This window comes from Lysinibacillus sp. NPDC093210, assembly GCF_044753985.1.
GTDB lineage: Bacteria > Bacillota > Bacilli > Bacillales_A > Planococcaceae > Lysinibacillus.
The window spans coordinates 132,278-158,989 of record NZ_JBIVOE010000004.1 but is presented as its reverse complement, the minus strand read 5'-3'; the positions used below and the strand labels follow the sequence as shown (position 1 = coordinate 158,989).

Genomic DNA, 26,712 nt, shown 5'->3' with positions numbered 1-26,712 from the left:
TTTTATTTTTATATTACGTATCGTTTTACTGCGAAAATTCGAGATATTGCTAAAGTTATAACCATTTAATCGGAATTTAAATAATCGGTGATATGATAGATTGTCAAAAGAGATTGACAAATAACATAATTCGAACTATTCTATAAAGCATATTGAAATAGTAGGTTATAATTGCTATTGAATAATTGAGTAAGGAGAACAAAATGCTCGAATTTCGTAATGTATCAAAAGTTTATAGCTCAAAGAAAAAAGAGGTTGTCGGTGTTGACGATGTATCCTTAACAATTAATCGTGGCGATATTTTCGGAATTGTAGGTTATTCGGGAGCTGGCAAAAGCTCGCTTTTACGTTGTATAAATTTACTCGAACGACCTACTAGCGGTGAAATATTAATTAATGGTAAGGATTTAACAAAGCTATCACGAAATGAACTACGTTTAGCTCGCTTAAAAATAGGGATGATATTTCAACACTTCTATTTAATAAGCCAAAAAACAGTAGGCGAAAATATAGCCTTTGCCCTAAAGGCAGCGAATATGCCAGCAGCTGATATTCCTGCACGAGTGGACGAATTGCTTAAAATGGTCGATTTAGCAGAAAAAAGGGATGTTTATCCTGCGCAGCTTAGTGGTGGTCAAAAGCAAAGAGTAGGAATTGCAAGAGCTTTAGCAAACAATCCAGCGATGTTGCTCTGTGATGAAGCTACATCTGCACTCGATCCTAAAACAACAGTGTCAATTTTACGACTGTTAAAGGAAATTAATAATAAGTTAGGTATTACGATTGTTCTTATTACACATGAAATGGATGTAGTGAAGGAAATTTGTAATCGCATGGCTGTAATGCAAGATGGTAAAGTCATAGAGGAAGGTGAAGTATATGATATTTTCGCTAGCCCTCAAAAAGTATTAACACAGGAATTTATTAGTAGTGTTGTATCTTTTGATATTCCTGAAACGATTTTAAAAGATGTACATGGTCAAATCGTTAAAATTTTATTTAAAGGAAATGTAGCAGGTGAAGGTGTTATTGCAGACACAATGCAACGTTTTTACGTAAAAGGGAATTTCCTTCATGGCACAATTGAATACATACAAGAACGACCACTTGGTATTTTTTTAATGGAGCTACAAGGTGAGGAAAGTGAGTTAGCGAAAGCTGTTGCTTATATGACCGAACGTGGTGCTATTGTGGAGGTGGTTCAGCATGTTTGATGTAACGCATTTTATGGAGATGATCCCGGATATTTTGAAAGCCTTTCAGGAAACGATTATTATGATTGGCATCTCACTTTCTGTGTCGATCGTGGTAGGTTTACCGCTTGGTATTTTATTATTTGTCACGGATAAGGGGCTATTTTGGGAAAATCGTTTAATTAAAAGTGTATTCGGATTTGCGGTGAACTTTATTCGGTCGATTCCATACATCATTTTATTGGTCGCGTTATTCCCATTAACGAAATTACTTGTTGGACAAACAATTGGGCCGATTGCTGCGAGTGTTTCCTTATCGGTTGCAGCCATTCCATTTTTTGCACGACTAGTGGAAACGTCATTACGTGAAATTGATAAAGGTGTTATTGAAGCATCAATAGCGGTAGGAGCAACACCGTGGATGATTATTAAAGATGTTTTAATTCCCGAAGCAAAATCGAGCATTATTCAAGCAATGACAGTCACAGTGATTAGTTTAGTTGCTTTCTCTGCTATGGCAGGCGTAGTAGGTGGCGGTGGTATCGGTGATTTAGCTATTCGATTCGGCTACTATCGTTATGATAATACAATTATGATTGCTACCGTTGCGATATTAATTTTGCTCGTGCAAGCGATACAAATTGCTGGCGACTGGTTTGCAAAATCAATTGATAAAAGATAAGAAGAGGAGAGAAAGAAAAGATGAGAAAATCATTACTAGCATTTTTGACAATCATTCTTGCTGTCGTTTTAGCAGCATGTGGTTCAAGCGACAAAGGATCCGATTCAAAAAAGGGTTCAGATGCAGCAGGGGAAAGCAAATCTATTAAACTAGGGGCAACAGCAGGGCCTTATAGTGATATGCTTAAAAAAGCAATTATTCCACAGCTTGAAGAAAAAGGTTACAAAGTTGAATTAGTAGAATTCAGTGATTATGTGCAACCAAACAAAGCTTTAGATAATGGCGATATTGATGCGAACTTATTTCAGCATACGAAATACTTAGAAAACTTTGAAGAGCAGAACAACATGGATTTAGAAGCATTAATTATTGTACCGACAGCGCCAATGGGCTTTTTCTCAAACAAATATAAATCAATCGATGACATTCCAGATGGTGCAACAGTGGCAATTGCCAATGATCCTTCAAATGCAGCACGTACATTATTATCATTGCAGGAGCAAGGCTTAATCGAGATTGATCCTAGCATCGAAGAATTAAAAGCATCAGAAAAAGATGTAGTGAAAAATGACAAAAATTTAGTATTCCAACCGATTGAGGCTGCAGCACTTCCGCGTACAGTAGAAAGTGTTGATTTAGCAGGAGTACCAGGTAACTTCGCATTAGCAGCGGGATTAGATTTACTAAATGCAGTATTTTTAGAAAACATGCCTGACCAATTCCGTAACGTTATTGCAGTGAAGGCTGATAACAAAGATTCACAATTATCAAAGGACCTAGTTGAAATTGTAGAATCGGCTAAATTTGAAGAAGTAATTGACGCAGACTTCAAAGGCTTTGGTAAACCAGAGTGGATGGAAAATCGTAAATAATAAAGAAATAAGAAGCACTCGTCATATGGCGAGTGCTTCTTATTCTATATTAGTAAATTATAGCTTAAATAGATTAAGCTTTTCAATACGGCCAATAGCTTCTCGTAGACGTTCTTCACTAACGAGTAAGCCGACACGTACATAGCCTTCACCGAACTGTCCAAAGCCATTGCCAGCAGCTACTGCAATATCAGCTTGATCAAGTAATAAATCGGCAAATTGTTCACTTGTGAAACCTAATGGAACTGGGAGCCATGCAAAAAACGAACCTTTTGGAGCTGTTACTTGCCAACCAATACGATGGGCTTCTTCCATTAGGACGTTTCGACGGCGCTCATATGTCGCGTTAAGTTCCTGAGCACAAGTTTGTGAAGAAGTTAAAGCGACAGCTGCTGCCTGCTGAATAGCGGGAAATTGGCTACAGAATAAATGATCTTGAATAAGATTAATAGCTTCTATAATTTGAGCATTTCCGACTGCGAAACCGATGCGCCAGCCAGCCATATTATAGGTTTTTGATAATGTATACAGTTCAATGCCGACATCTTTAGCACCGTCTGCCTGCAAGAAGCTAACGGGTTTATTGCCATCAAAGCCAATCGCACCGTAGGCAAAATCGTGTGCTATGATAATTTGATGCTCTTTAGCAAAGCTTACTGTTTCTTCGAAAAATTCCCGTGTTGCTGTTCCACCAGTAGGGTTGTTCGGATAATTCAAGTAAAGAAGCTTAGCTCTTTCTTTTACTTCATCGGGCAATGCATCATAGTCAGGTAAGAAATCATTTTCTGCAAAAAGTGGCATCACATCATATTGAACTTCACCTAATACAACACCAGATAAATAATCTGGATACCCTGGATCGGGTAATAGCATTGTGTCACCAGGATTTAAAACAGCCATTGGGAGTTCCACAAGACCAATTTTCGTTCCACCTAAAATGGCTACTTCAGTATCAGGATTAATATCCACATTGTATTCACGTTTATAAAACGCAGCTGCAGCTTGGCGTAATTCAGTAATACCACGGAATGGGGAGTATTTATGATGCTGTGGGTTTTCTGCAGCCTCTTGAAGCGCTTTAATAATGTGTGGGGGAGTCGGTTGGTCAGGATTGCCCTGACCAAGATTAATAATGTCGCGCCCTTCCGCTAGTGCTGCATTGACCTTTTGAACAAGTGCGGCAAAAAATTGAGTTGGGAGTTGCTGTAGTTTATTCGATAATTCCATGTATGCTCACCTTTTTCAGAATATAATAATTATTATAGATATGTTGCAAATACTATTACTTTTTCAATAGATTGTCTATAGTCTTTCTTTATCAAGGGTAAAAAACGTAAGAAGAAGACTAAAAAGAGACTTATTCGGAAGGCAAAGACCAGGACTCAATTATTTTTGAGCCTGGTCTTTGTTTGGATTACGATCTATAAATTCGTTAATTTCATCTTTTAATCGATAAACTTGTGTGAAGTAAAGATGTTCAGGTACTTCGTCACGTATTTGCCATTCTCGTAGAACTTTGTGATGGAAAGTTACAAAATATTCTTCTAATACACTTCTTTCAATTCCTTGTTTTTCAGCCATTTCTGCAATAGAAAGCCCTTGTTGCCAATATAAATTAAACTCCACCTCAGTCAATTTTAATAACGTATAAATCTCTGCGTAATTATATTTAAGGGTATATTCATATTGTTTTTCTGTTGTAGAGTAATTCGCATTTTCTTCAGCGTTAACTACATCGCTAAATGATATCGAATTAGAAATAAATAAAGTAGCAATGACGCTAAATATTAATTTTTTCACAAATATCTCCTTTCGTTTTTTCACTTCTAATTTATTTTGTGAGGATTATTTTTAAAAATACGTTTAATTGCTACCTTGGTCTTTTTTTGTACTTATCGGGATGGAATTGTCTATGTAATGTATTAGTACTAAAGAAAATAAAAAAATGCGCCGACTATTCTTAAAAGACTATTTTTAATTAGCTCATCATCAATTGTTATAGAGATGAGTAGAATGAGGGCATTAGTTTCAAATTCAGTCTCTTTAAGCTATCTCATATGTTTTATAAATCCTGAAGTTCATCCACAGTAACAAATGTATAGCCATCATTTGAAAGCTCTTGTAAAATGCCTTCAATTGTTTTAAGCACTTTATCGGTATTATCATACATTGGATGAATTAAAATAATCGAACCAGGTGTAACATTCTCCTTCACATAATTCACTTTGTCTGAAGCCGAGTCGTAAAAACTATCTGGCTCGAGATTCCAAGTTATCGTGTCTCGATTATGTTTATTTAAGTAATACGGGAAGCCTATAAGTTTTTTTCCGTTAGGTGGCCGAACATCGATTTCGCCTTTAAATCCAGCATTTCGAATTAATAGATCTGTTTTTTCAATTTCATCCTTGTAGTAGGAAAGGGTTTTGAAAACCATACGATTATGAGAATACGTGTGATTGCCAATTTGATGTCCTTCTTCTGCAATTTTCTTTGCTTCGTCTGGGTGTTTTTCAATTTCTTCACCAATTAGAAAAAAGGTCGCTTTGGCATGATACTTTTCTAATAGTGGCAAAATCATATTGACGTTATCTGTTGGTCCATCATCAAAAGTCAACGCAACCATTTTTTGAGTTGTTGCTACTTCATCCGTTATATTTCCGAACAATTGATATGTTCTAGAATTCATTAATTTATATGCGCCTAGTAATAAGAGGAAAACGAACAGAAATCCTGCCGCAATTATTATTGCTTTCCTTTTCATAACGACCCTTCTTTCCAACTAGAAGTTTTTATACAGTTTATTATTCTCTTAAAAATCTGCTTTCCCTTTAGCCTGATGAGAGTTAGTTAGAAAAATAAAAAAGATGGGGATTCCCATCTTTTTTATTGCTTATCTAACTTATCAGAAATACTTTTAAGGATTTGTAATTGCTCTTGTTGTATTTTAAGAAATTTAAGGAGAAACCAAATGACAAAAACAACTGGAGCTATGTAGATTAATAAGCTTAAGAGAGGTAAAAAAACGAAAAATGCGCTTTCCATAAAAATGATACCTTCCTTCTTGATAATGATTTAAAAGGGACTGCCTAGAAACCGTTTACTATTAATTCTATGTATGAAATAAGTATATCAGTATTAATTGTTGTTGTCATTAAACGATAAATATGTATATTTATTGTATTATAAGCAATTAACAAGACATTAAATGATGGATATTGTGCGAAATCTATTATCTTCATATCATCGACAAGCTAAGATCACTCAATGATATAATGGGATAATAGAAAAGTGTAATGTTGTAAGCTATATGCTTTTTGGAAGCGTTTGGAATTACTTGTGTCTTGAATTATAAAACTATTTTTTTACTAATGGATGGGGGAATTAAAAATGAAAATAGGTTGTATTCAATTAAACGTAAGATTTGGCAAAGTAGAAGAAAACTTCGCGAGAGCTGAAGAAAAAATACGCGAAGCCGCAAGTTTAGGTGCGGAAATTATTGTACTTCCGGAAATGTGGAATACTGGCTACGCGCTTGAAAAATTAGCTGAACTTGCAGATACAGACGGAGAGCGAGCAAAGGCGTTTCTACAAGGCTTAGCAATCGAACTTGGTGTACATATTGTGGGGGGCTCTGTCGCTACGAAGAAGGGCGATAAATTTTACAATACGATGTATACGTTTGATAAGGAAGGAAAGCAAGTTGGCGAATATAGTAAAGCACATTTATTCCGTTTGATGGATGAACATCTATATTTAGAGGCGGGGGATGAAATGAACCGCTTTGCATTAGGGGATATTAAAGCGGCGGGTGTAATTTGCTATGATATTCGTTTTCCAGAATGGTTACGTGCGCATGCATTAGATGGTGCAAAGGTTCTATTCGTACCAGCACAATGGCCAACACCTCGTATTGACCATTGGAAAACATTATTACAGGCACGTGCAATTGAAAATCAATGCTTTGTCATTGCTGTTAATCGTATTGCCAACAAGGTAGAAAACTTTAATGGACAATCTATGGTTATTCAGCCTTGGGGAGAAGTATTATGGGTTGGTGCAGACGATGAGGAAGTAGCGGTTATTGATGTTGATTTTTCAATTGTCGATGAAGTACGAGGAAGAATTCCAGTTTATGATGACCGTAGACCTGGATTGTATAGCGGCGTTGTTGAGAAATAAGTGCCAGGCACCCAAACAATTCTGAATTCTATATCCAAGTAAAAATCCACGAAGACTCCTGCGGCTTACAAAGTGCTGCGCGGAAAGCGAAGTGGATTTTTACGTTAAGTGCCAGGCACTCAAACAATTTTAGGCATTTTATGTTTTATCTTCAATTAGTGAACTGGCAAGTAACATAAACTCAAGTGTAATACGATTGTGACCCTTCATAAAATTTTCACCTAGCAAACTTTCAAGCTTCTTTAAACGATGATAAAGTGTTTGCCGTACAATAAATAATTGATTGGCAGTTTGTTGTTTTGAGCCATTCGTTTGTAAATAAACTCGGAGCGTTTCTAGCAGCTTGCTGTTATATTTTTTATCATATTCAATAACAGGCTGTAAATAATCTTGAATGACTTCTTGCAAATCCACTTGCATTTGTAATTTGTAAATAAGGTGGTATAAGTGCAAGTCATCATAAAAAAACGATGTCGTTTGAACTTTGCGACAAATATACAATGTTTCCAAAGCTGTTTGATAGCTCTTCGGAATTTCCTCGACATCCGAAACAACCTTACCGATCGCTAGCTGATATCCTTGCGACAATTGCTTTTTATAAAAATCCGTTTTTTGGAGCGTAGAAAATAACGTATTTAATAAATCGCGACTCGCTTTACAATCTTTTGTATGGAGTAGAATGAATATCACATAGCTCTTTCTTTCAAATAAAAAGGGGATGAAACCATTTTGTTCAAATAGATTTCGATAATAAAGCTTGCTATACACAATATCCTCTTGTACTTTCATGATTGTATAAGGTGAAGATAAAATAAACACCGCGCTACTATAATAAGTAAAGTTAGAATGATGGGACACGATAAATTTATAGATTTCCTCTTTCGTCAGCTTGTGATCGATCCAATCCGCTAAAATCGTTGCATCCTCAATATCTCTTTTCTCTTCTATATAAAATTCACGCATTAAAAGCTGGGCTAGTGCCGTCGCCGTACGGTCTAAAATAAGTAATTCAAATTCTGAGAATAATCCATCTGCCCGATAAAGGGTTAAATCCGCATAATGCTGATCGACAATAAAAATAGGCTCATGTTTAAATTGTGTTGCTGATTTTGGCATCTTTAATAAATGCTGTCTTTTCGCTAAAGGCATATTTGGGAAAAAGATAGCGTCCCGACCTTTAATAGAAAAAATGATTTGTGTACGTAACGCTTGATAAAGTGTTTGCAAAATGTCATCGACAGTTTGTCCTAAAAGAGCGTTTTTGTTTAAAGTTTGTGAGTAAGTTTCTAAGGAAGAAATCATAAAATATTGTTGATTCATGATCTGGCTATGTAAATCCTGTGTAATCCGAACAAAAGGCACTGTCTCATGAAAAACGATGATTGGGAAGTCATGGCGGTTAGCCAGTGAAAGAATAGATTCTGGAATTGTTTGTAAATAGGTGCCGTATTCTATGCAAAGTGCTGCACAGTTTTTTTCAATTAGAGACTCTACGAAAAAGATAAAGTCCTCAATATGATGCTGTAAACTAATCCCCGTCGTTAAAACTAATTCGTCCCCGGCTAGGAAATTATTAACTTGAACAATTTCAATAACATGAGCCCATTTTACAATACGTAATAACCCATTCTTGCCTGCAACGACCTCGGCGCTTTTAAAGTATTCATTCTCTAATACATCCTTTACCTGAAGCTTATATTGACTCATCGAAGCCCTCCAATCAAAGTTCGTGTTGTATATGGGAATTATGGACTTATAAGTAAAAATTGATAATTTAGCTATTAATTTACGTCATATACTCTTTAAAAACTATTTATTCTATTTTACATTATGTTTAAAACAAAATCATAGAATTATACAGAATGTCTATTACATTGCTTTGTTAGAAGATGTAAAATTTTTGTAAGAAACAATTCAATCAAATAGGGGTGACATAAACAATAACCATGCTTGGAAATGGGTTTTGATAACTACAGGAACAGGTTCATTTGCCTTTCCAAGGAATAGCGATACCAAATTACATTAGGTGGAACAGTTCAAACTGCATCAATAATAGAACTTAATATAATTAAAGGGGTGCATGTAAATGGTTCAAACAAATCTTAAGAGTGATGTGTTAAAAAAAGATGAACAGTATGTCTGGCATTCAATGAAGCCCTATAATCCGCAAGCCACGTATGTTGTAGAAAAATCGGATGGTGCAAGAATCGTTGATACAGAAGGTAATGAATATATTGACGCAATGGCAGGGTTATGGTGTGTAAATGTAGGCTACGGGCGTAAAGAATTAGCAGATGTTGCACATGAGCAAATGATGAAAAATGCCTATGCGCCTCTATCACAAGGCCATTTACCCGCTGTTGAATTAGCAGAAAAGATTAACCAAATGCTTGGCGGCGATTATGTCGTTTTCTTTTCTAATAGTGGCTCTGAAGCAAATGAAACGGCATTTAAAATAGCGCGACAATATCATCAACAAAAAGGGGAAAGTACGCGCTATAAGATTGTCTCACGCTATCGGGCATATCATGGAAACTCGTTTGGGGCTTTAGCTGCGACTGGGCAAGCAGAACGAAAATATAAATATGAACCGCTATCACCAGGTTTTATTCATGTAGCGCCGCCAGATCAATATCGTGAACCAGAAAATGACTCGATAGCACCAACTGACTTAGCGAGTGTAAAAGCCGTCGATAAAATGATGACATGGGAACTCGGCGATACGATTGCAGCGATGATCTTAGAACCAATTATTACAGGTGGTGGCGTTATCATGCCTCCAGAAAATTATATGAAGGGCATTGAGGCAGTCTGTAAAAAACATGGGGCTTTAATGATTGTCGATGAAGTAATATGCGGGTTTGGACGTACAGGGAAGCCGTTTGGTTTTATGAACTATGGTGTGAAGCCTGATATTATTACGATGGCTAAAGGTATTACAAGTGCTTATTTACCCCTGTCAGCAACGGCAGTGAAACGAGAAATTTATGAAGCCTTTACAGGAACAGATGCATACGGTTATTTCCGCCATGTCAATACATTTGGCGGATCTCCTGTAGCCTGTGCTGTCGCGTTGAAAAATATTGAAATTCTTGAGCGAGAAGCGTTATTTGAGCGATCTAAGGAAGTAGGAGCTAATACGCTAAAAACACTTCAAAGTGCTTTAAACTCTCATCCGAATGTTGGAGATGTTCGAGGAAAAGGCTTACTGATTGGGATTGAATTAGTTGTAGATAAAGTTTCGAAAGAACCTTTACCTGTGGAAAAAGTGAATGCTGTCATTGCAGCATGTAAAGGGCAAGGTGTCATCATTGGGAAAAATGGAGCTACCGTAGCAGGTTATAATAACGTCTTAACGTTATCACCACCACTTAATATTGTACAAGAAGATCTTGACCGCATCCTAAATGTGGTTGTGGAAAGTATAAATACGCTATAGTAACTATTCACGAAAGTTCTAAAAGCCGTGTAATTAAGGCTTTTAGAACTTTTATTGTGGCACTTTGTAGCATAAATGATCTTTGGGTTAATTATTATAGTTCAATAATAATAATTATAAAATTCTGAATTTTATTAAAAAAACACTGGAAATATTAGATTTCATAGTTTATAGTTGTAAAAAAATAATAAATTTTCTGATAATTAAATTAATATCCTGAAAGGGAATATTTTTTTAATTACTTATTTTCAGCAGTGGAATAAATACACCTTGTAATTTGAACTATACTTTCTGATTAAAAGCAATTGTGATAGTTGAGGAAGCAGCGCCTTTCCTGAATTGAATTGGCTAATCATAAGAAATTATAGTTTTATTTTTTGTCTATTTATTTTCAGCAGTGGAGAAAATAAATGTTTTTAGTAATTATATTTCTTATTTTAAGTTATAAGAAATATTTTTATATATTTTTACAAAGGGGGAAGATGAGATGAATTATGTTAAAAATTTAGTTTTTGTAATTCTATGTACGTTCCTTTTAACAGCATGCGCAGAGAAAGACAATTCTAACGCATCAAATACGGGGGATAAGTCTACTACAGAATCAGGCACAGCTAGTTCAAAAAATGAACTTGTCATCGCTGTAAATGAAAATTTTATTTCAATGGATCCGCATAACACAGGGGATACTAATTCGAATTCTGTACAGGAGACGATGCTAGAAGGATTGTTAGGCTTCGATGCAGATGGACAAATTATTAAGGTTTTAGCAGATGATTATTCAATAAGTGAAGACGCTCTTGTATATACGTTCAAACTTCGAGAAGGAGTTACTTTCCATGACGGGGAACAGTTTAATGCTGAGGCTGTAAAGGCCAACATTGAACGAATCATGAATGATGAAAGCTTGCGCTTATATTCTCGTGGTTTTAGCTTAATTAGCAATGTTGAAATTCTAGGTGACTATGAGATTAAAGTTACTTTAAAAGAACCATACGGCCCAATGATTACTCGCTTCGGGGTTGCCAAAATGATTAGTCCAAAAATGATTAAAAACAATTTAGCAGATATACCTAAAAAACCTGTCGGTACAGGTCCTTATAAATTTGTTGAATGGGTACAAGGAGACCATTTAACAATTGAAAATTTTGATGGCTATTGGGGTGGCGGAGAACGTGTTTCTAAAATCACCTATAAACCAGTACCAGAAAACGGATCACGAGTAGCGATGCTAAAAGCTGGTGATGCACAGGTTATCTATCCAGTGCCATCTCAAAATATTGATGAACTTTCTAAAAGTAAAGATGTAGAAGTTAATAAAGTTCCTTCTACAATTGCACACTACGTTTCATTAAATACCTATAAAAAACCTTTGAATGATATTAAAGTTCGACAAGCCTTTAACTATGCTGTGGACAAAGATGCTTATATAAAAGTGGTTAATGCGGGGTTAGGTTTACCATTAGACTCGATTATTCCTTCAAAAACAGTTTATTATAAGCAACAAAAATTATATGAACACAATATTGAAAAGGCAAAAGAATTATTGGCTGAGGCTGGGTATCCTGATGGCTTCGATATTGAAATCTGGGGGAACACAAACTCAGATACGATGAAAGGTATGCAGTTTATTCAACAACAGTTAGGTCAAATCGGTGTAAAAGTAGAAATTAAATCAATGGAAGAAGGCACTTTATCAGATGAAATCTATGGTGCACAGACACCAGATGATGCGAAATTACAAATGTGGTATGTGAGTTGGTCAGCCTACGCTTCGGATATAACGAATGCGACAAAGCCACTTTTCCATAGCGTATCATTCCCACCAAATGGTGCAAATACAGCTTACTATAATAACACGGAGGCAGATCAATTAATGGATGAAGCTAACTCCATTTCAGATGTAGATCGCCAAGCTGAACTATATGAAAAATTACAGGAAATCGTATATCAAGATACGCCTTGGATTTTCTTAGGGGTGGATGAGGTTGTATATGGTGTTCGCTCAAATGTCAGTGGTGTATTAGTAAACCCTACAGGTGGACTTGATGTAAAGAATGCCAAAGTGGAGTAATGCACAGTAAAAGGAATTGATGTTAGTCAATTCCTTTTCTACAAAATAGAAAGGAGGAAGGTGCCGTGTGGAAATATATAGCAAGAAGAACTGTTGAAATGATACCGATTTTAATTGTCATTTCCATTTTAACATTTTTATTTATTCATTTCATACCAGGTGACCCTGCACGATTAGTAGCTGGTAAGGATGCCACGCTAGAAGATGTTGAAAATGTACGACATGAGATGGGGCTAGATAAACCCATTCTTAAACAATATGTGGATTATATGAAAAATCTTGTGACGGGTGAGCTTGGAACATCTTTAACAACAGGACTACCTGTCATTGATATGTTTAAAACAAGGTTTATGCCTTCTCTGCAACTTACTTTTCTTTCCATGTTTTGGGCTACATTAATGGGTTTGGCGATTGGTGTTTTTTCTGCCATCAATAAAAATAAATGGCCTGATTATTTTGGAATGGTAACGGCTGTTTCTGGCATTTCGATTCCAGGATTTTGGCTGGGCCTGTTATTGATTCAATTATTTTCAGTGCAACTAGGGTTACTTCCGACAGGTGGATTAGATGGCTTTTCTAGTTATATTTTACCTTCCTTGACCTTAGGAGCTGGCATTATGTCAATGATCGCTAGATTTACTCGATCTTCCATGCTTGAAACGTTACAAGCAGATTATATAAGAACAGGGAGAGCGAAAGGATTGAAAGAACGCTCCGTTATTGTGACACATGCTTTAAGAAACTCCTTAATTTCTGTGGTTACGGTAGCAGGCTTGCAATTTGGATTTCTATTAGGTGGATCGGTGGTAGTGGAGACAGTTTTTAGTTTTCCAGGAATGGGGCGACTTCTAATCGATTCTATCGCTTTTCGAGATTATCCCGTTATTCAGTCAGCACTGCTGTTATTTGCATTAGAATTTATTTTAGTGAATTTAGTCGTAGATGTGCTTTATACAGTGTTAAATCCAAAAATTCAATTAGATTCTTAAGGGAGGGAACAAAATGACTTCACCAACTACTGTGCAAAATAGCCAAGTGCAAAATACACAAAGAAAATACTCTCCTCTTAAAGAATTTTGGAAGTCTTTTAAAAAACAAAAGGCTGCATTGGTAGCAAGTATCTTTATAGGATTATTAATTGTAGTCGCTATTATTGGTCCTTATATCGCGCCGTACGATCCTTTCGAACCAAATTATGATGCTTTATTAGAGGGACCAAGTGCAAGTCACTTGGCAGGAACGGATGAGTATGGTCGAGATATTTTTAGTCGTTTAATAGTAGGAGCCAAAATATCATTGATGGTGAGTTTTAGTGCCGTATTTTTAGGCTTAATACTAGGAACTATTTTAGGTTTAATTAGCGGTTACTTTGGTGGGTGGATTGACAAAATCATCATGCGTAGCTGTGATGTATTATTTTCATTCCCTGATTTATTGTTAGCCATTGCCATTGTAGCCTTATTAGGTCCTGGTATTAATAATGTCATTATTGCTGTGATGATTTTTAGTGTACCATCTTTTGCCCGTTTAGTAAGAGGCGCTACATTGAATGCGAAAGAGAATGTATACGTAGAGGCAGCTCAATCAATGGGAGCTTCGCATGTTAGAGTGCTGTGGAAACATATTTTCCCTGAAACGATGAATGAATTAATCATTTTTGTCACAATGCGAATAGGAACAGCCATTTTAGCAGCTTCTGGTTTAAGTTTTTTAGGCTTAGGGGCCAGCCCTGAAATGCCTGAGTGGGGGGTAATGCTAAGTAGCGGGCGTGACTATTTAGGAACATCTTCGCACGTAGTCATCATGCCGGGCATTGCTATATTTTTAACCGTACTAGCATTTAACTTAATAGGTGATGGATTACGAGATGTATTAGATCCAAAAATAAAAAATAATTAAGGAGAATGCCTATGTCAGAACATGTATTGCGAGTAACTGACCTAGAAACGTCCTTTACGCGTGATAAAAAGGAAATCAAGATTTTAAGGGGTGTCAATTTTTCCATCCGTAAAGGAGAAATATTAGGCTTAGTGGGAGAATCGGGGAGCGGGAAAAGCTTAACATCGTTATCCATCATGCAATTATTCCACGGTACTACAGGCAAAATCGTGAATGGCTCTATTCATTTTAATGGTCATGACTTGACGGAAATGTCCGAATCAGAAATTCGGAAGATTCGTGGCAAGCAAATGGCGATGATTTTTCAAGAGCCTATGACTTCTTTAAACCCTGTCTTAAAAATTGGCAAGCAGTTAATGGAAGCAATTGAGATGCATTTGAAGCTGCCGAAGAACGAAAGCAAGCATCACGCAATCCAAATGTTAAAAAGTGTGGGTATAGGAAGAGCTGAGGAAATCATTTATGAGTATCCACATCAGCTATCGGGAGGAATGCGCCAGCGAGTAATGATTGCTATGGCTATGGCTTGCCATCCTAAATTACTTATTGCTGACGAACCAACCACTGCGCTGGATGTCACGATACAAGCGCAAATTTTAGAGCTAATGAAAAATCTAAAGGAAGAAAATGAGACAGCTATTCTATTAATCACACATGATTTAGGTGTTGTTGCTGAAATGTGCGATAAGGTAGTTGTAATGTATGCAGGGCAGGTTGTAGAGGAAGCAGATGTTTTTGAGTTATTTGCTAGCCCAAAGCATCCTTATACAAAAGGATTAATTGCATCTGTACCGAAAATTGGTGATAACAAAGAAATATTAGATTCTATCAATGGTCAAGTGCCATCCCCGCAAAATATGCCAAATGGTTGTAAATTTGCTCCACGATGTAATGAAGCGATGTCTATATGCCATCAGGAGAGTCCACCGACAGTGGAAATTTCAGCTACACGGCAATGTAGCTGCTGGTTATATGCGACAAAGGATGTGAAAGTAAATGCCTAACAGTATTTTAAAAGTGGAGAATTTACAGAAAAGCTTTCAAATAGCGGGTGGATTATTTCAAAAAAAGCAATTTGTCAACGCGGTCATAGATGTTTCCTTTGAAATAGAAGAAGGGACGACATTTAGTTTAGTTGGGGAAAGTGGTTGTGGAAAATCTACAACAGGTAGGTTAATCACTAGACTGATAGAACCAACAAACGGAAGTATCGTGGTGAATGGGAAAGAAGTAGCGACTGCAAAACCATCTGAATTAAAGCATTTAAGGCAAACTGTTCAAATGATATTTCAAGATCCATATGCCTCATTGAATCCAAGAATGAAAGTTAAGGAGCTTGTTGGGGAGCCTTTAGAAATTCATACAAAATTTTCAAAAGCTGAGCGTGAAAAACTCGTTCTTGAAATGCTAGAAATTGTTGGATTAAACGCTGACCATGCCGATCGCTATGCTCATGAGTTCAGCGGTGGACAAAGACAACGTTTAGGTATTGCACGTGCTTTAATAACGAAACCGAAATTAATTATTGCTGATGAGCCTGTGTCTGCTCTGGATGTATCTATACAATCGCAAATTTTAAATCTATTAAAGCAATTACAGCAAGAATATAAAATATCGTATCTATTTATTTCTCACGATTTAAGTGTTGTCGAACATATTAGCCATTATATAGGGGTTATGTATTTAGGGTCCATTGTAGAAATCGGGCGAAAAGAAACTATATTTAATGATCCTAAGCATCCTTATACAAAAGCGCTTATTGCTTCTGTGCCGATAGCAGATCCAACATTACGAAAAAAGAAAATTGTTTTAACTGGTGATATTCCGAATCCTAAAAACCCGCCAAGTGGTTGTACCTTCCACACAAGGTGTCCATTTGCATCAGATATATGTAAGCAAGCTATTCCAGAAATGAAAAAAATTAATGAAGAGCAAAGTGTTGCATGTCACTTTGTTAACTAATAGAGAGGATGTTCATAAATGAAAATCGGGTTAAGCACATACAGTATGGTCAAAAAAATGAGGCAGGGGGAAATGAATGTTCTGGATGTATTGCAATGGGTAGCAGACAACGGAGGACAGCATGTAGAATTAGTACCCTATGAATTTACTGTTGTAGATAACTATGAACTTGCAACCCAAATTAAAGAAAAAGCAGCGGAGCTAGGACTAGCGTTATCTGCCTATTCATTACCAGCAAACTTTATTCAGGATACAGAGGAAGCTTTTCTAGAAGAAGTTGAGCGTTTAAAGAAACATGTTGATGTAGTACATCATATGGGCATTAACATTATGCGCCATGACGTTACGCTCTTTTCTTTACCAAAGGAGTTGACAACCATTCATTATTACAATGAACATTTTGAAGAAATGGTTAGAGGTTGTCAGTTGATTGCAGATTACGCAAAACAATTTGATATTACGACAACGATTGAAAATCACGGCTTTAATGTTCAAACAAGTGATCGTGTACAACAATTAATTCATGCAGTTAACAGAGATAACTTTAAAACAACTTTAGATGTCGGAAATTTTTTATGTATTGATGAAGAACCTCTAATTGGTGTGATGAAAAACATCCCTTATGCTGCTACAGTGCATTTCAAAGATTTTTATATTCGACCTTATTATGAAAATCCAGGAGAGGGCGAATGGTACCGTACAGTTCATAACAATTACATCAGAGGAGCTATTGTCGGACATGGCGATATAAATATTCGAGAAATTATTAAACTCGTAAAAGGTAGTGGATATGATGGCTATCTTACAGTGGAATTTGAAGGCATGGAAGATTGTCAAGTTGGTTCAAAAATAGGGATGGACAATGTACGTCGCTTATGGGACGAGTGCAAGCTCTAAAGGGGGAAGGATATGAATAAATTAAAAGTTTGTGTAATCGGCACAGGTTCCATTTCCGATTATCATTTAGGCTCCTATATGAAAAATCCAGCGGTTGAGTTATATGGCGTGTATGATGCCTCCATTGAACGAGGTAAGGCAAAAGCAGCTCAATATGGAGCAACTCATGTTTTCTCTTCGAAGGAAGCGTTATTCGCAGACAAAAATCTAGATGCTGTAAGTATTTGTACATGGAATAATACACATGCCGAATTGGCAATTCTTGCATTAGAAAATGACTTACATGTGCTGATCGAAAAGCCTTTATCCATGACCTATGCGGAGGCTTTAAACATTCAAAAGATTGCCCAAAAGCATCAGAAAGTATTTCAAGTGGGCTATGTTAGACGGTTTGCAACAAATACCAAAGTACTGAAAAGCTTCATCGACGATAACAAACTAGGCGATATTTATTATGCGAAAGCTTCATGTCTGAGAAGATTAGGTAATCCAGGGGGCTGGTTTGCAGAAATCGAGAAGTCTGGTGGCGGCCCTTTAATTGATTTAGGTGTACATGTGATTGATATATGCTGGTATTTAATGGGTAGACCAAAGGTAAAACGCATAACAGGACATACCTACAATCAATTAGGAAATAGAAATCATATTGAAAATTTATCTTTTTACAAGGCAGCAGACTATGATGCTACTAAAAATACAGTAGAAGACTTAGCAAATGCCCTTATTACATTTGAGAATGGGGCGTCGCTAATGGTAGACGTTTCTTATACACTACATGCAATCAAAGATGAAATCAGTATTAAGCTATACGGCACGAACGGTGGAGCAGAGCTAGAGCCTGAGTTGAAAATTGTAAGTGAAGAGCATAATACAATTTTAAATATTCATCCTCAAATTAACGATTTAACATTTGATTTTGCGAAAGCCTTTCAAAATGAGATCAATTCATTTGTTGATTGCTGCCTTCATCAATATGATTCAGTTGCACCAGTGGAGGATGGGGTAGAAATAATGAAAATCTTAGAGGGCATTTATATATCTGCAACTGAAGGAAAGGAAGTTGTATATTAAGATGGTGAAATTGGACAATAAAATTGGCGTAATAGTAGATAGCTTTCGTTTGCCTGTACGTGAAGGTTTATTAAAGGCGAAAGAAGTTGGTGCACAAGGGGTACAAATGTATGCAGTTTCGGGTGAGTTGGACCCGGATAATTTAAATGCTACACAAAGAGCAGAATTGAAGCAGTACATTTTAGAGTTAGGTCTAGAAATCTCCGCATTATGTGGAGATTTAGGAGGACATGGCTTTCAAGATAAAACAGAAAATGCCTGGAAAATAAAAAAATCGAAAGAAATTATGCAATTAGCCAAGGATTTGGGAACATCCATTGTTACAACCCATATTGGTATTATTCCTGAAGATGAAAATGATCCGATTTATCAAACAATGCTGGAAGCCTGTGAAGAATTAGGTCAATATGCTACATCATTAGATGCTTACTTTGCGATTGAAACGGGTCCAGAAACGAGTAAAACATTAAAGGGATTTTTAGATAAACTATCGACAAATGGTGTATCGGTCAATTTTGATCCTGCCAATATGGTGATGGTAACGAATGATGACCCTGTAGCTGGCGTTAAACTTTTAAAGAATTATATCGTACATACACATGTAAAAGATGGTATTCAACTGCAGCCAACGAACCCTAAAGATGTGTATGGGTACTTAGGATACGATTCTGGAACATCTCATGATAAAATAGAAGAAATGGTGGAAAATGGAGAGTTTTTCAGAGAACTTCCATTAGGACAAGGAGATGTCAATTTCGAGCATTATTTTTTAGCTTTGCATGAAATCGGATACAATGGCTATTTAACTATTGAACGAGAAGTGAGGTCAAATCCTGAAAAAGACATCAAAGAAGCTTTACATTTTATAGAAAAGTTTAAATAGGGGTTGAATCAATTTTGAAAAAGCAAGATCAAGTTCAGATGCGAAAGCAAAATAAATATATTGTGCTTGACGCAATAAGACAGATGGCGCCAATTTCAAGAATTCAATTATCAAAATATACAAAAATGAGCCCTACGACCATTACTCGTATTGTGCAGGAACTAGAAGCGGAAGGCTTTATTCAAGAAGGGGTATCGGAAGAAACAGCCATTGGTAGACGTCCTACGTTAATTCATATGCGTGAAGATGCTTTATATACTATTGGGATAGAAATTGATTGCTTTACTATTCGGATAGGTATATTAGATTTCTTAGGGAAGCTTATTGCCTTTCAAGAAGTCAAATGTAGCATCAGGCATCAATATGAGGAAGCTTTACATCTACTGAAACAGTCTATCGATAATATCATGACGGAATATCAGATTGTTCAAGATAAATTACTAGGCATTGGGATAGGAATTCCAGGAGTAATCAATAACGAGGAAGGAATAATCGTTTCCTCTGAGCAATTGAAGTGGGAAAACTGCCACATAAAAGAAGATTTAAATTGTGTTTTTGGTTGTGAAGTCATCATAGATAATGAATTAAAAATGCAAATCAATGCTGAAATTGGTGATATTTATACACCACTGTATTCAAATTGTATTTTAGTCGGAATTGGAACGGGCATAGGTGCATCTATATTATTAAATGGAGAAGTCTATCGTGGTATTCAAAATAAAGCGGGAGAAATAAGCCATATAACGATTAATCCCTTTGGTGAAATGTGTCATTGTGGGAAAAGAGGATGCTTATCCATGTATGCTTCTGAAGTTGCGTTGTTAAAAAGAACGCCTAAAAATCTTAATATTCAATCAATAGAAGAGGTTTTGCATTGTGTTGATCTGGGTGAGCAATGGGCAATCGATATTCAACAAGATGTAGCTACATTTTTAGCTATTGCCATCAATAATCTAGTTTGTTTATATGAACCGGAGGCTGTCATAGTCAGTGGAGAAATTATTGAGCACAATGTAACATTTCAAAAACTACTTAGTGAAAAGTGTAGACAGTATATATGGAAAGAATTACAACCCTTTGATTTGCAGTTTTCAAATCAATTAAAAGAAGGGGTTGTAAAAGGAGCGGCATTACAAGCACAAAAGCAGTTGCTGTCTGTTTAAAGAAAGGTTGGTTAATTCATGGCTTACTCAGAATTTTTAAAAGAGTATCGTTCAGGATTAATGGAAAATGTGCATTATGGACAAATGAGTGCTGTGAATCTAACGAAGGAAGAATTCGTCTCTGTAGGTCAAGATTATGAGCCTGTGTATTTTCGTTCTGCAGCAAAACCATTTCAAGCCATTCCCATTTTTATGACCGATTTTATAGAAAAGTACGGGATTACTTCAAAAGAAAGTGCATTATTTCTGGCTTCACAAAGAGGTGAAATTTATCATCAAGAGGCATTAGTCTCTTTACTAGGGAAGATACCCATTGATGAAAATGACTTAATTTGTGCAGCATCCTATCCATTAAATGAGGAACCTAAAACACAGTATATTCAACAAGGGTTTGAAAAGAGGAAACTATTTCATAATTGTGCGGGTAAGCATTTAGGATTTTTAACTGCCTGTCTAGCAAATGGCTATGATGTTAAGCAATATTGCCATCCAGATCATCCTCTGCAGCAGATGATAAAAAATTACATTGCTTATTTAAGTGAATATGAAGTGGAGAAAATTCGTACAGGAATTGATGGCTGTGGTGCGCCGGTCTTTGCGATTCCGCTAAAAAATATGGCATTAGCCTATTTAAAGCTAGCACGACCAGAATTAATTGAAAATCAACAGATTCGTGAAGCGGTAATAAAGCTTACTGGCGTAATGAATCAACATAATCCTATCATTGCATCTCAAAACTTTATATGTACGGCATTATTAATGGACCCTAATATAGTGGCGAAGGGCGGGGCACAAGGCGTATACTGTTTTGCTTTAAGGAAAGAAGGGGTAAGTTTTGCCTTGAAAATTATGAATGGCTCAGAAAGTCCATGGCCAAATGTAATTGCTTCTGTATTGGAACAAATTCAGTATACAAATCAAGAAACAATTGAGCGTATTAAGGCATTATCTCCTTCATTTGTGCGAAATGACGCAGGGGTTGAGGTAGGAGAAATTGTTTCTACAATTAAAATTGTATAGAGGTGAAGGCACTTGTATGTTTTGGCAATTGACGGTGGTGGAACAAAAACAATTGCAACAATCTCAACATTCCGTGGTCAAATTATGGCGCTAGCTGAAACGGGTAAAAGTAACCCAACATCCATGAGTATGGAGCAATTTACAGAGACGATAACAGAACTAATAAATGATTTAAAAAGACAGAGACTTTACGAATTTCAACATATTACAAAGTGTCATGCGGGACTATCTGGTGTAACAGAAAATAATAATGAGAACATTACCCATGAGTTATTAACCTCGCTTTTACCTCAAGACTGTCAACTATCACTATCGAATGATGGGTTGAACGCGCTATATGCGGGAACATTGGGTCAGCCTGGCATTGTACAGATTTCTGGTACAGGGGCGATTACACTCAGTATAGATTCGTCTGGAAGAATTGAGCGTACAGCAGGATGGGGTTATATTTTTGATGATGAGGGCAGTGGCTATGATATTGGCATTCGCACATTAAAAGCTGTATTTAAAGCATTTGATAAAAGAGGTCCTGAAACGCTCCTAACAGCAGCAGTATTAGAATATTTTCAATTACAATCCGTTCCGCAGATAATTGAAGTAGTGTATGGTGAAGGACATCCACGTGATACAATATCCCCTTTAAGTAAGGTAGCAATCGAATGCGCTAAACGTGGTGATGGAGAAGCCAAAACAATTATTGATCAGGTATGCCATGTCTTTTATCAAAGTATAGACGCTTGTTACAAGAAAAATTCGTTTGCAGATAAGCGTGTCAAAGTAGTGCTAGCTGGAGGAGTTTTTAATGAGTTGAGGCTATTTATTGAAAAATTAGTCGCTATAGATAAAAAGCATAGTAATCAGTATGACTTCATGGGTGCCTATAGCTTACCGGTAGGTGGTGCCGCTTTAGCTGCATTAAAATTATCTAGTAATGAAGCTAAATTATTTATCGATCAATATAATGCAAGTATGACAGAGTTTTTAACTAATTAATCCCCCTTTAACTTAGCAAGTAGAGAATGGTATGTACTTATTCTCTACTTGCATTTTATTAGTCCCCTACTTTAAACATATACCCCTTATAAGAGTTATGGATAATCATAACGATACCCATCAACATGAAATTTGAAAGTAGTGAACTCCCTCCATAGCTTAGAAACGGTAACGTTACTCCTGTTACAGGTAAAAGTCCAATCGTCATACCGATGTTTTGCGTAATTTGGAACGCTAATAAACTGGAGATGCCTGCACCCATAAGTGTCATAAATGGATCCTTGGCTTGTACTGTAATTAGAACAATACGGTAAATAACAAAAAATAATAGTGCAATAACAAAAGCCCCTCCAATAAAACCTACTTCTTCAGCGATAGCAGAAAAAATGAAATCCGTATGCTTTTCTGGGACATAGACATTATTTTGTAAATAGCCTTTCCCAATAAACTCACCTGAACCTATGGCCATAAAGCCTTGTCTAGTCTGAAAAGATGAATCAGTATATTCATAAGGTTGTAGCCATCCATAAATACGAGAAACCTGATGCCCTGATAATTTACTTAATAACTTTTCTGTAAAAAAATCATTAAACTTTATATAAAGAGTAGCAATAACAGTCACAATTGAAACAGGGATGGCTGTAAAGATTACGAGTAATTTAGTTTGAATGCCTGAGAAGTAAATCATCGGTATGATCATCGCCATGTATAACATAACCATGCCTGTATCAGGTTGCTTATAGACAGCAAGTGTCGGTGGAAGAGTAATAATGCCAATCGTAAATAGTAGGCGCATATCTGATAGGAAGGAAGGGCGTACATATTTTGCTTGATGGGCAACAATGACTTTACTTACAACAATTAAAAATGCAAACTTCAAAAACTCTGATGGCTGAAATGATCCTAAAAGTGGAACTTGATACCAAGATTTCGCCTCATTTATCGTTCGAGCGATGCTTTCTGGAGCAATAAATAAGCCAAATGTGAGGGCTACGATAAACCAATAAAAGGGCCAGCCTATTTTTTTTAGTTGTTCAATATCAAGTGTTGCAACGCCATACATAATTAAAAATCCAAGGCTATAATAAATAAATTGCTTTACAATAAACAAGCTTGCATACTGTTCAAATGCTATACTGCTAGAATGTACGAAAAGACAACTAATAATACCTAGCAATAATAGACTAATTGCTAAACTATTATCTAATTTTTTTAGCTGCAACAGTTTCACCTCCTTTTGTTTTTTGGAAAAACCAACTAGTAATAGGGAACGAATGGAATTAAAGAAGGTTCCGTGTGAGCATATGATAATTTCTTCAGATTTCTAGAAAATTTTACAAAAACATAACACTAGCTTTATATCTCCATACTATGATTAATGGTAAGAGTTGGAGAAGGAGCCGAAGATGATGCATTTTTTTCGTTATATTAAGGTAAAAGATAAGCTGCTTGTACTCATGATTGTTTGTGTGCTATCAAATATCCTATTAGGTATATTTAGTGTAGATTATTTACGGAAAATGTCCTGGCATGCAAGTGAGAGTTTTACCGAGGGGCTTGTACCGATTGGATGGCTAAATGAACTAGAAGAAGCACAAAGACAATTGGATTTCTTAGTGGATTCCAGTGGTGACTACCAAGAGATGACAGCTATTCTAACTAATATTGAACAGCCTTTAGGTCATTTAGAAAAATTAACGATTGATAAAAAGATGAATCATCAGGTAAAGAAGTATAATACGATATTTGCGCAGCAGGTAGATTTAGTTGAAAACTATCAGCAGTTAAATTCAGAAGAACGTCAACGATTTTATGAGTTGTCCTATTTCCCTGTAAGCCAACAAAGTCATTCAATTTTAGAAGAAACATAGAGCTACTTAGTTCAAAGAGCAGAGGAACAGCAGCAGGCTTACCAAAAGAATGTACAATTCGGTTATTGGTTATTAGGTAGCGTCTGTATGTTTGTTGTGCTATTAGTTATTTTCATTGGTTTAATTGCAACGAAAGCTGTCAATGTACCAACTCGGCAATTAAAATCACTATTAAAACGGGCCGAGCAAGGCGATTTTACTGCTAATGCGAGCTACGTGGCACATGATGAGCTAGGGGAAGTTGTACTGTCCTATAATCAGATGGCAACAGAAGTAAAGCAATTACTACATACGGTTACAAACAGTGCGCAAGAAGTAGAAGGTATGACAGAAAATTTGCAACAATCCTCTGAGCAATCTTCTACAACTACGCTTAAAATTGCAAAAGATGTGCAAAATATTGCGGAGTTAACTACTGCTTCAACTACAAAATTAGCGTCTAATTCAGCTTCATTAGAAGAAGTACTAAATGGTGTACAGATTATATTAGAAAAGGTGCAGCTTGTAGAGAGATTTGCACATGACACTGCGCACGAAGCCGAGAGTGGTACAGAAATTGTGCAAGCAAACTTAAAACAAATTCAAGCTATTAAACAAGCGGTAGAAAAATCAAATACGGCTATTTTTAATTTAGTTGAACGTGCCGCTACAATTGACCAAATGGTTGAAGTAATCGAAAAAATAACAGCACAAACAAATTTACTTGCTTTGAATGCGTCCATAGAAGCTGCCAGAGCTGGCACGCATGGGCAAGGGTTCGCAGTCGTTGCGAACGAGGTACGCAAGCTAGCGGAGCAAACAGTTCATTCAACTAATACGATTACGTCTATTGTACAAAACATCCATACAGATTCTCACTATGCTGTTAAGATGATGGAAGGTGTATTAATTGCTACCGAAAAGGGTGTAAATGTAACTGCAGAAACAGCAACAAGCTTCGATCAAATATTAGAAAAGGTGAATAATATCCAGCCTTATATAGTTGAGGTATCGTCGACAGTTCAAGAAATAGCTGAGCATACGAAAAAGGTTAACGAAGATGCAGGAATGTTAACATCTCTTTCAGATACGAATGCTGCCTCGACCAAACATGTGGCTAAGTTAACTGCAGATCAATTAAATGCACAGCAACAATTTCATAATTATATAAAAGAATTACGAAAAGTTTCGAAGGTATTGCAAATTGCTGTGAAACGCTTTTCAATTTAATGAAAAAATAAAAATTAAGAAATGAAGAACCTCTTGACATTAAAAGTGCAAAGAGGTTCTTTTATTTATGTAAAAAAATAGATATTTGTATTTACCGAAAGTACAAATGTATTTTTGGCTAATGTATCAGAACACTTTTAATACAAAATCATATACTGATAACAAGGCGTTTTATGTTCTTTTTTAGAAAATTGCACATATTGTTGTTGTATTTTTAATATGAACACTTTATAATAAAATTCATCAAAAGTGTTATTAAATCAATGTTTTAGTATAAAATATTGTGCTTCTCAGGAGTACAATTGTTCATATGTGGAGGTTTGGAGAAATGGAAAAGATTATAGTTACAGGTGCTCTTGGTCAAATAGGCTCTGAGCTAGTAGAAAAACTTCGTAGTATTTATGGAGAGGACAATGTATTAGCGACGGATATACGAAAGCTTGAACATACAAAGGGTCCATTCGAAGTACTGGACGTGACAGATGGACAAAGGATGCATGATTTAGCTAAGGATTTTGGGGCAGATACGATGATGCATTTGGCAGCATTATTATCTGCAACAGCTGAAAGAAATCCGTTACTTGCCTGGAATTTAAACATGGGTGGTCTGATGAATGCGTTAGAAGTTTCCCGTGAGTTAAATTTACAATTTTTCACACCAAGTTCAATCGGTGCATTTGGGCCATCTACACCTAAGGATGATACACCACAAGATACGTTACAGCGCCCAACAACTATGTATGGTGTTAACAAAGTAGCCGGTGAATTATTATGTGACTATTATTTCAATCGTTTTGGCGTAGATACACGTGGGGTACGTTTCCCAGGTTTAATTTCTTATGTAACTCCTCCTGGAGGCGGTACGACAGACTATGCGGTTGAAATATTTTATGAAGCAATTCAACAAGGGAAGTATACATCGTATATTCAAGAAGGCACTTACATGGATATGATGTATATGCCAGATGCATTACAAGCTATTGTAGATTTAATGGAAGCTGACAGTAGCAAGTTAATTCACCGCAATGCATTTAATATTACTGCGATGAGTTTTGAACCATCTCAAATAGCGGCTGAAATTAAAAAGCATTTGCCGCAATTCCGTATGGATTATAAGGTAGATCCAGTGCGTCAGGCGATTGCTGACAGTTGGCCAAACTCTATAAATACAGATGCAGCGAAAAATGAATGGGGCTTCAAAGCAGAATATGATTTAGCTAAAATGACGGTCGATATGTTAGAGAAATTAAAAATTAAGCTGCAAAAAAAGGCTATTTCATAAAAAACATATATTAAATCAGAAGTTTG

Annotated in this window: 24 protein-coding genes; 19 read left to right on the top strand and 5 right to left on the bottom strand. The window is 36.3% G+C overall.

The window, feature by feature from the left end; genetic code table 11:
- Positions 1 to 203: 203 nt before the first annotated feature.
- The 3 genes from ACIP9C_RS12190 to ACIP9C_RS12180 are packed head-to-tail and all read left to right on the top strand — an operon-like array spanning position 204 to position 2,747.
- Positions 204 to 1,214, top strand: coding sequence for a methionine ABC transporter ATP-binding protein (locus tag ACIP9C_RS12190; RefSeq protein WP_401010935.1), 1,011 nt, complete (start codon positions 204 to 206; stop codon positions 1,212 to 1,214).
- Positions 1,207 to 1,875, top strand: coding sequence for a methionine ABC transporter permease (locus ACIP9C_RS12185; RefSeq protein WP_401010933.1), 669 nt, complete (start codon positions 1,207 to 1,209; stop codon positions 1,873 to 1,875). The genes ACIP9C_RS12190 and ACIP9C_RS12185 overlap by 8 nt, the downstream gene beginning before the upstream one ends.
- Before the next feature lie 20 nt (positions 1,876 to 1,895).
- The gene (locus ACIP9C_RS12180) at positions 1,896 to 2,747 is read left to right on the top strand and encodes a MetQ/NlpA family ABC transporter substrate-binding protein (RefSeq protein WP_401010931.1); all 852 of its coding nucleotides are present in this window, start codon (positions 1,896 to 1,898) and stop codon (positions 2,745 to 2,747) included.
- A 57-nt stretch (positions 2,748 to 2,804) separates the two neighbouring features.
- Here ACIP9C_RS12180 and ACIP9C_RS12175 read toward each other — a convergent pair whose 3' ends face one another.
- The 3 genes from ACIP9C_RS12175 to ACIP9C_RS12165 form a co-directional block, all read right to left on the bottom strand.
- Positions 2,805 to 3,974: a pyridoxal phosphate-dependent aminotransferase gene (locus tag ACIP9C_RS12175; protein ID WP_401010929.1), complete on the bottom strand. Its 1,170-nt coding sequence runs from the start codon at positions 3,972 to 3,974 to the stop codon at positions 2,805 to 2,807.
- A 159-nt stretch (positions 3,975 to 4,133) separates the two neighbouring features.
- Positions 4,134 to 4,547 carry a hypothetical protein gene (locus ACIP9C_RS12170; protein WP_401010927.1) on the bottom strand — a complete coding sequence of 138 codons (414 nt, stop codon included), beginning with the start codon at positions 4,545 to 4,547 and terminating at the stop codon, positions 4,134 to 4,136.
- A 262-nt stretch (positions 4,548 to 4,809) separates the two neighbouring features.
- Entirely contained in the window at positions 4,810 to 5,508 is a 699-nt protein-coding gene (locus ACIP9C_RS12165; protein ID WP_401010925.1) for a polysaccharide deacetylase family protein, read from the bottom strand.
- A 626-nt stretch (positions 5,509 to 6,134) separates the two neighbouring features.
- Here ACIP9C_RS12165 and ACIP9C_RS12160 point away from each other — a divergent pair.
- Entirely contained in the window at positions 6,135 to 6,926 is a 792-nt protein-coding gene (locus ACIP9C_RS12160; protein WP_401010923.1) for a carbon-nitrogen family hydrolase, read from the top strand.
- 138 nt (positions 6,927 to 7,064) lie between these two features.
- On the opposite strand, the gene ACIP9C_RS12155 is transcribed toward ACIP9C_RS12160, so the two are convergent.
- Complete coding sequence (locus ACIP9C_RS12155) at positions 7,065 to 8,633, bottom strand: PucR family transcriptional regulator (RefSeq protein WP_401010921.1); 1,569 nt, start codon at positions 8,631 to 8,633, stop codon at positions 7,065 to 7,067.
- A gap of 379 nt (positions 8,634 to 9,012) precedes the next feature.
- Between ACIP9C_RS12155 and ACIP9C_RS12150 the strand changes: the two genes are divergently transcribed.
- The 12 genes from ACIP9C_RS12150 (at position 9,013) to ACIP9C_RS12095 (ending at position 22,324) form a co-directional block, all read left to right on the top strand.
- Positions 9,013 to 10,365, top strand: a complete 1,353-nt coding sequence (locus ACIP9C_RS12150; protein WP_401010919.1) for an aspartate aminotransferase family protein — start codon at positions 9,013 to 9,015, stop codon at positions 10,363 to 10,365.
- A gap of 487 nt (positions 10,366 to 10,852) precedes the next feature.
- Positions 10,853 to 12,436 (top strand): glutathione ABC transporter substrate-binding protein, encoded by a 1,584-nt coding sequence (locus ACIP9C_RS12145; protein ID WP_401010917.1) that lies wholly within the window; start codon positions 10,853 to 10,855, stop codon positions 12,434 to 12,436.
- A 65-nt stretch (positions 12,437 to 12,501) separates the two neighbouring features.
- On the top strand, positions 12,502 to 13,425 hold the full coding sequence (gene nikB, locus ACIP9C_RS12140) for a nickel ABC transporter permease (protein ID WP_401010915.1): 924 nt from the start codon (positions 12,502 to 12,504) through the stop codon (positions 13,423 to 13,425).
- Between the two features lie 13 nt (positions 13,426 to 13,438).
- Positions 13,439 to 14,335 carry an ABC transporter permease gene (locus tag ACIP9C_RS12135; RefSeq protein ID WP_401010913.1) on the top strand — a complete coding sequence of 299 codons (897 nt, stop codon included), beginning with the start codon at positions 13,439 to 13,441 and terminating at the stop codon, positions 14,333 to 14,335.
- Positions 14,336 to 14,346: 11 nt separating this feature from the next.
- The gene (locus ACIP9C_RS12130; protein ID WP_401010911.1) at positions 14,347 to 15,339 is read left to right on the top strand and encodes an ABC transporter ATP-binding protein; all 993 of its coding nucleotides are present in this window, start codon (positions 14,347 to 14,349) and stop codon (positions 15,337 to 15,339) included.
- On the top strand, positions 15,332 to 16,297 hold the full coding sequence (locus ACIP9C_RS12125; protein ID WP_401010909.1) for an ABC transporter ATP-binding protein: 966 nt from the start codon (positions 15,332 to 15,334) through the stop codon (positions 16,295 to 16,297). Before ACIP9C_RS12130 ends, ACIP9C_RS12125 begins: the two co-directional genes overlap by 8 nt.
- A gap of 18 nt (positions 16,298 to 16,315) precedes the next feature.
- On the top strand, positions 16,316 to 17,194 hold the full coding sequence (locus tag ACIP9C_RS12120) for a sugar phosphate isomerase/epimerase family protein (protein ID WP_401010907.1): 879 nt from the start codon (positions 16,316 to 16,318) through the stop codon (positions 17,192 to 17,194).
- A 12-nt stretch (positions 17,195 to 17,206) separates the two neighbouring features.
- Positions 17,207 to 18,265, top strand: a complete 1,059-nt coding sequence (locus ACIP9C_RS12115; RefSeq protein ID WP_401010905.1) for a Gfo/Idh/MocA family protein — start codon at positions 17,207 to 17,209, stop codon at positions 18,263 to 18,265.
- A gap of 1 nt (position 18,266) precedes the next feature.
- Positions 18,267 to 19,148 carry a sugar phosphate isomerase/epimerase family protein gene (locus ACIP9C_RS12110; RefSeq protein ID WP_401010903.1) on the top strand — a complete coding sequence of 294 codons (882 nt, stop codon included), beginning with the start codon at positions 18,267 to 18,269 and terminating at the stop codon, positions 19,146 to 19,148.
- A gap of 14 nt (positions 19,149 to 19,162) precedes the next feature.
- Positions 19,163 to 20,311: an ROK family transcriptional regulator gene (locus ACIP9C_RS12105; protein ID WP_401010901.1), complete on the top strand. Its 1,149-nt coding sequence runs from the start codon at positions 19,163 to 19,165 to the stop codon at positions 20,309 to 20,311.
- An 18-nt stretch (positions 20,312 to 20,329) separates the two neighbouring features.
- Entirely contained in the window at positions 20,330 to 21,331 is a 1,002-nt protein-coding gene (locus ACIP9C_RS12100; RefSeq protein WP_401010899.1) for an asparaginase, read from the top strand.
- 12 nt (positions 21,332 to 21,343) lie between these two features.
- Positions 21,344 to 22,324 (top strand): N-acetylglucosamine kinase, encoded by a 981-nt coding sequence (locus tag ACIP9C_RS12095; RefSeq protein ID WP_401010898.1) that lies wholly within the window; start codon positions 21,344 to 21,346, stop codon positions 22,322 to 22,324.
- A gap of 58 nt (positions 22,325 to 22,382) precedes the next feature.
- Here ACIP9C_RS12095 and ACIP9C_RS12090 read toward each other — a convergent pair whose 3' ends face one another.
- Complete coding sequence (locus ACIP9C_RS12090; RefSeq protein ID WP_401010896.1) at positions 22,383 to 23,555, bottom strand: FtsW/RodA/SpoVE family cell cycle protein; 1,173 nt, start codon at positions 23,553 to 23,555, stop codon at positions 22,383 to 22,385.
- Between the two features lie 175 nt (positions 23,556 to 23,730).
- On the opposite strand from ACIP9C_RS12090, the gene ACIP9C_RS12085 reads away from it, so the two are divergent.
- The 3 genes from ACIP9C_RS12085 to ACIP9C_RS12075 all read left to right on the top strand — a co-directional run bounded on the left by ACIP9C_RS12085 (position 23,731) and on the right by ACIP9C_RS12075 (position 26,686).
- On the top strand, positions 23,731 to 24,195 hold the full coding sequence (locus ACIP9C_RS12085; protein WP_401010895.1) for an MCP four helix bundle domain-containing protein: 465 nt from the start codon (positions 23,731 to 23,733) through the stop codon (positions 24,193 to 24,195).
- An 87-nt stretch (positions 24,196 to 24,282) separates the two neighbouring features.
- Positions 24,283 to 25,404, top strand: a complete 1,122-nt coding sequence (locus tag ACIP9C_RS12080) for a methyl-accepting chemotaxis protein (protein WP_401010893.1) — start codon at positions 24,283 to 24,285, stop codon at positions 25,402 to 25,404.
- A gap of 328 nt (positions 25,405 to 25,732) precedes the next feature.
- Positions 25,733 to 26,686 carry an L-threonine 3-dehydrogenase gene (locus tag ACIP9C_RS12075; RefSeq protein ID WP_401010891.1) on the top strand — a complete coding sequence of 318 codons (954 nt, stop codon included), beginning with the start codon at positions 25,733 to 25,735 and terminating at the stop codon, positions 26,684 to 26,686.
- The last annotated feature ends 26 nt before the right edge of the window (positions 26,687 to 26,712 follow it).